We start from the raw sequence: 4,323 nt of genomic DNA, 5'->3' as shown, positions 1-4,323 counted from the left end.
AGTCGTCGGCAGCGTCAGATGTGTATAAGAGACAGGTTCAAGGACATCAACGTCGAGGAGCTGACCAAGGCCGAGCTCTAGGCCGGTTGCCGTCTGTGTTCTGTGGATGAGTGAACGGCATAAGGCCCGTTTTGTCCACAGATCGGCTTCTGCTCTCGTTCTGTCCGGTTCCACGAGTCATCCTGATCTCCGCGGGCGCGTCCGTCGCCCGTGGAACGGGAGCGCACGATGCGGGTCAAGGACGTACTCGGGCGGTTCGGGGAGGACACCGCCGCCCGGCATCTGTCGCAGTGCGGGATGGAGATCCTCGACCGTAACTGGCGATGCTCGGCCGGTGAGATCGACATTGTCGCCCAGGACGGCTCGTGCCTGGTGTTCTGCGAGGTCAAAACCCGTTCCGGGGGCCGCTACGGCACGCCGGCGCAGGCCGTGGTGCCGGCGAAGGCCGCCCGTATCCGCCGGGTGGCGCTCGTCTGGCTGCGTGACCACGAGCACGCGCCGATGCCGCTGCGCTTCGACGTGGTCGAGGTGTACCGCACCCACAACAGCCCGCCGCGGGTGGAACATCTGCGCGGGGCGTTCTGATGGCGCTGGCGCGAGCGTTCAGCGTCGCGGTCGTGGGAGTGCACGGGCACCTCGTCGAGGTCGAGGCGGATCTCGCGAACGGGCTGCCGGCCATCACCCTCGTCGGGCTGCCGGACACCTCCCTGCACGAGGCCCGGGACCGCATCCGGGCCGCGATCGTCAACTCCGGCCAGCACTGGCCGAGCCAGCGGATCACGGTCGGGCTCTTCCCGGCGACCCTGCCGAAGTCCGGCAGCGGGTTCGACGTGGCGATGGCCGCCGCGATCCTCGGGGCGGCGGCCACCGTCCCCCCGGCGGCGCTGCGCTCCCGGGTGCTGCTCGGGGAACTGGCGCTCGACGGCCGGCTGCGGCCGGTCCGCGGGGTGCTGCCGGCGACGGTCGCGGCGCTCGACGCCGGCATCGAACGTGTCGTCGTGCCCGAGGCGAACGGCCCGGAGGCCGCGCTCGTCCCGGGGGCCGTCGTCGAACCGGTGAAGGACCTCGACTGCCTGGTCCGGCTGCTGCGCGGGGAGTACGAGCCGGATCCGCCGGCGGCGGCCGCCACCGACGCGGCGCGGTCCGCGGCTGCCGCCGGCGGCGAGCTCGGCGATCTCGCCGACGTGGCGGGCCAGCCACGCGGCCGGCTCGCCGTCGAGGTGGCCGCTGCCGGCGGCCACCACCTGCTCATGCAGGGGCCACCGGGCAGCGGCAAGACCATGCTGGCCGAGCGGCTGCCCGGCCTGCTGCCCGCGCTCGACACCGAGGCCGCTCTCGAGGTGACCGCGGTGCACTCGGTGGCCGGGCTGCTGCCCGAGGACTGCCCGCTGGTGCTCCGTCCGCCGTACCGCAGCCCGCATCACTCGGCCACGCCGGCCGCGCTCGTCGGGGCGGGCTCGACCGTGCTGCGCCCGGGCCTGGCCAGCCAGGCGCACCGGGGCGTGCTGTTCCTCGACGAGGCGCCGGAGTTCTCCCGCCCCACCCTCGACGCGCTGCGCCAGCCGCTGGAGAGCGGGGTGATCGAACTGGCCCGGGCCCGGGTGAGCGCGCGGTTCCCCGCCCGTTTCCTGCTGGTGCTCGCGGCGAACCCGTGCCCGTGCGCCCGGGCGGGCGCCGCCACGGCCAGGGCGTGCGAGTGCCCGAGCCTGGTGCGCCGGCGCTACCTCTCCCGGCTCTCGGGCCCCCTGCTCGACCGGGTGGACCTGCAGGTCGAGCTCGCCACGCCCAGCCGGGCGGAGCTGCGCGCGGACGCCAGGTACGCCGACACCTCGGCGGTCGCGGCGGAGCGGGTAGAGGCGGCCCGGGCGGCCACGGCGGCCCGGCTGGCCGGTACGCCGTGGCGCACCAACGCGGAGATCCCCGGTGCCGCCCTGCGGCGGACGTGGGCGCTGCCGGCGAAGGTGACCCGCCCGGCCGATCTCGCCTTCGAGTCCGGGCAGCTCACCGCGCGTGGGCTGGACCGCGTCCTGCGGGTGGCCTGGACGCTCGCGGACCTGGCCGGCCTGCCCGCCCCGGGGCTGGCCCAGATCGGGATGGCGCTGGACCTGCGGCTGCCCGGGAGGCAGCGGTGACTGCCACCGACAGCGAGCGGCTGGCCAGGGCTGCGCTGTCCCGCGCGGTCGGCGCGGACCGGCCGGCGGTCGGTGCCGAGGTGGCCCGGCGCGGCGCCGTTGCGGTCTGGGCCGAGCTGCGCGGCCGCCATCCCGACGTCGACCCGGAACGCGACCTGCGTCTGCTCACGGCTCTCGGTGGGCGGTTCATCTGCCCGGGTGACCCGGAGTGGCCGTCCGTGCTGACCGCTCTCGGCCGGCTGTCCGACGGCCCGGAGCCGGAGGCGGGGCAGCCGTTCGGCCTGTGGGCCCGAGGGGAGGGGGACCTGGGCCGGTTGTGCGAACGGGCGGTGGCGGTGGTGGGCTCCCGGGCGGCGACCGCCTACGGGACCACCATCGCGGCCGATCTCGCCGCCGGGCTCGCGGACCGGGGCTGGACGATCGTCTCCGGCGCGGCATTCGGTATCGACGCGGCGGCCCATCACGGGGCGTTGGCGGCCGCCGGCCCCACGATCGCGGTCCTGGCCGGCGGGGTCGACATCGCGTATCCCCGGGCCCACACCGAGCTGCTGGCGCGGATCCGCGCCAACGGGCTGGTCATCAGCGAGGCGGCGCCGGGAAGCCCGCCGTACCGGGGGCGTTTCCTGACCCGTAACAGGATCATCGCCGGGCTGGCCAGAGGCACCGTTCTCGTCGAGGCGGGCCATCGCAGCGGCGCGCTGAACACCGTCCGGCACGCCCGCCGTCTCGGACGGGTGGTGATGGCCGTGCCGGGGCCGGTCACGAGCGCCACCAGCGTCGGATGCCACCGCCTGCTGCGAGCCCACCGCGAACAGACCGTCCTGGTCACCGATGCCGCCGAGGTCTGTGAGGAGATCGGCGGCATCGGCGAGCTCGCCGACTACCCACCGGCGGGCCCCGGTTCCCGCGACGGTCTGCCCGAGCTGGTCCGCCGCATGCTGGACGTGATGCCGGCCCGCGGCTCGGTGGGAGCGGCGGTGCTGGCACAACGGCTCGGGGAACGGCCCGAGACGGTACAGGCGCTGATGGGCCCGCTGGTCGTCGAGGGCCTGGTCGAGCCACACGGCAACGGATACCGCCTGACGGCGCTGGGCCGAGTGCCATCCGCGGCCGGCGGAACCAGCGCGGCCGGCGGAACCAGCGCGGCCGGCGGAACCAGCGCGGCCGGCGGAACCAGCGCGGCCGGCGAGGCCGGCACGCCGGGGCGCCACGGACCGGACAGCCGGTGTTGACACGGAGATGATCGAAGGACACCGTGCGATGCATGGGCGGTGCGATCGCTGACTCCCGGAATCCGGCTGCCGGGAATACCACTGCTTCCCAGCCCACCGCCTCGCCGGACACCGCCCCGCGGAACACCGCCTCGCCGGACACCGCCCCGCGGAACACCGCCCCGCGGAACACCGCCCCGCCAGATACCGCCTCGTCGGACAGTGCTCCGCGGGACGTGGTGGCCCGGGGGGCTGCGGGGGCTTCCCGGGGGGCCGGGGCCTGTCAGGAGGCCCAGGTTTCCTGGGATGTCGCGGTTGCGGCGTACCTTCGCCATCTGGCGGCCGAGCGTGGCCGGTCCCCGGAGACCGTCCGTGCCTATCGGGCCGATCTCGCCCATCTGCGTGGGTACGCCCAGGATGCCGGGCTCGACGAGCTTGCCGGCGTCGATCTCGGGGTGCTGCGCGGATGGCTCGCCGGGATGCGGGCTCGCGGGGCCGCCGCCACCACCCTGGCCAGGCGGGTCTCGGTGGCGCGCGGCTTCAGCGCGTTCGCGGCCCGGCAGGGATGGCTGGCCGCCGACGTCGCCGAGCGGCTGGCGGGCCCCCGGCGGCCTGCGTCGTTACCGACGGTGCTGACCGCCGCCCAGACATGGGAGCTGTTGGCGGCCCGCCCCCGGCCGCTGCCCGACGATGGTGACCTGCCCGCGGCCAGCCGGCACGCGGTCGTCATCCGGCGCGCGGCCGCCGTCCGTGACGACGCCGTCCTCGAGCTGCTGTACGCCACCGCCACCCGGGTCGGCGAACTGTGCGGTCTCGACATCGACGACATCGACGACGAGCGACGGCTGGTGCGGGTCCGCGGCAAGGGCGGGCGTGAGCGCGCCGTCCCCTTCGGCGTGCCGGCGGGGCGGGCCCTGCGGAGCTGGCTTGCGGCCGGCCGCCCGGCGCTCGCCGTGGCCGGCAGCGGGCGGGCGCTGTTC

At 75.5% G+C, this 4,323-nt stretch carries 4 protein-coding genes; all 4 read left to right on the top strand.

The window, feature by feature from the left end:
- Window positions 1–228: 228 nt before the first annotated feature.
- A complete protein-coding gene (locus NBX02_RS18535; protein WP_250285139.1) occupies window positions 229–585 on the top strand; it encodes a YraN family protein in 357 nt (118 codons plus the stop codon).
- Window positions 585–2,132 (top strand): YifB family Mg chelatase-like AAA ATPase, encoded by a 1,548-nt coding sequence (locus NBX02_RS18530; protein WP_250285138.1) that lies wholly within the window; start codon window positions 585–587, stop codon window positions 2,130–2,132. Before NBX02_RS18535 ends, NBX02_RS18530 begins: the two co-directional genes overlap by 1 nt.
- Entirely contained in the window at window positions 2,129–3,364 is a 1,236-nt protein-coding gene (gene dprA / locus NBX02_RS18525; RefSeq protein WP_250285137.1) for a DNA-processing protein DprA, read from the top strand. The genes NBX02_RS18530 and dprA overlap by 4 nt, the downstream gene beginning before the upstream one ends.
- A gap of 32 nt (window positions 3,365–3,396) precedes the next feature.
- Window positions 3,397–4,323 (top strand): site-specific integrase (locus tag NBX02_RS18520; protein ID WP_250292404.1); only part of this gene is annotated, 927 nt, incomplete at its 3' end.

It is taken from the genome of Protofrankia sp. CiP1_Cm_nod1, assembly GCF_920888515.1.
Classification (GTDB): Bacteria; Actinomycetota; Actinomycetes; order Frankiales; family Frankiaceae; genus Protofrankia.
The sequence above is the reverse complement of the archived record's forward strand: the minus strand, read 5'-3'. Positions and strand labels throughout refer to the sequence as shown.

What these genes read in the sequence shown, in the direction of transcription:
- NBX02_RS18535 (WP_250285139.1), top strand. Translation starts at nt 229, where the DNA reads ATGCGGGTCAAGGACGTACTCGGGCGGTTCGGGGAGGACACCGCCGCC.
- NBX02_RS18530 (WP_250285138.1), top strand. Translation starts at nt 585, where the DNA reads ATGGCGCTGGCGCGAGCGTTCAGCGTCGCGGTCGTGGGAGTGCACGGG.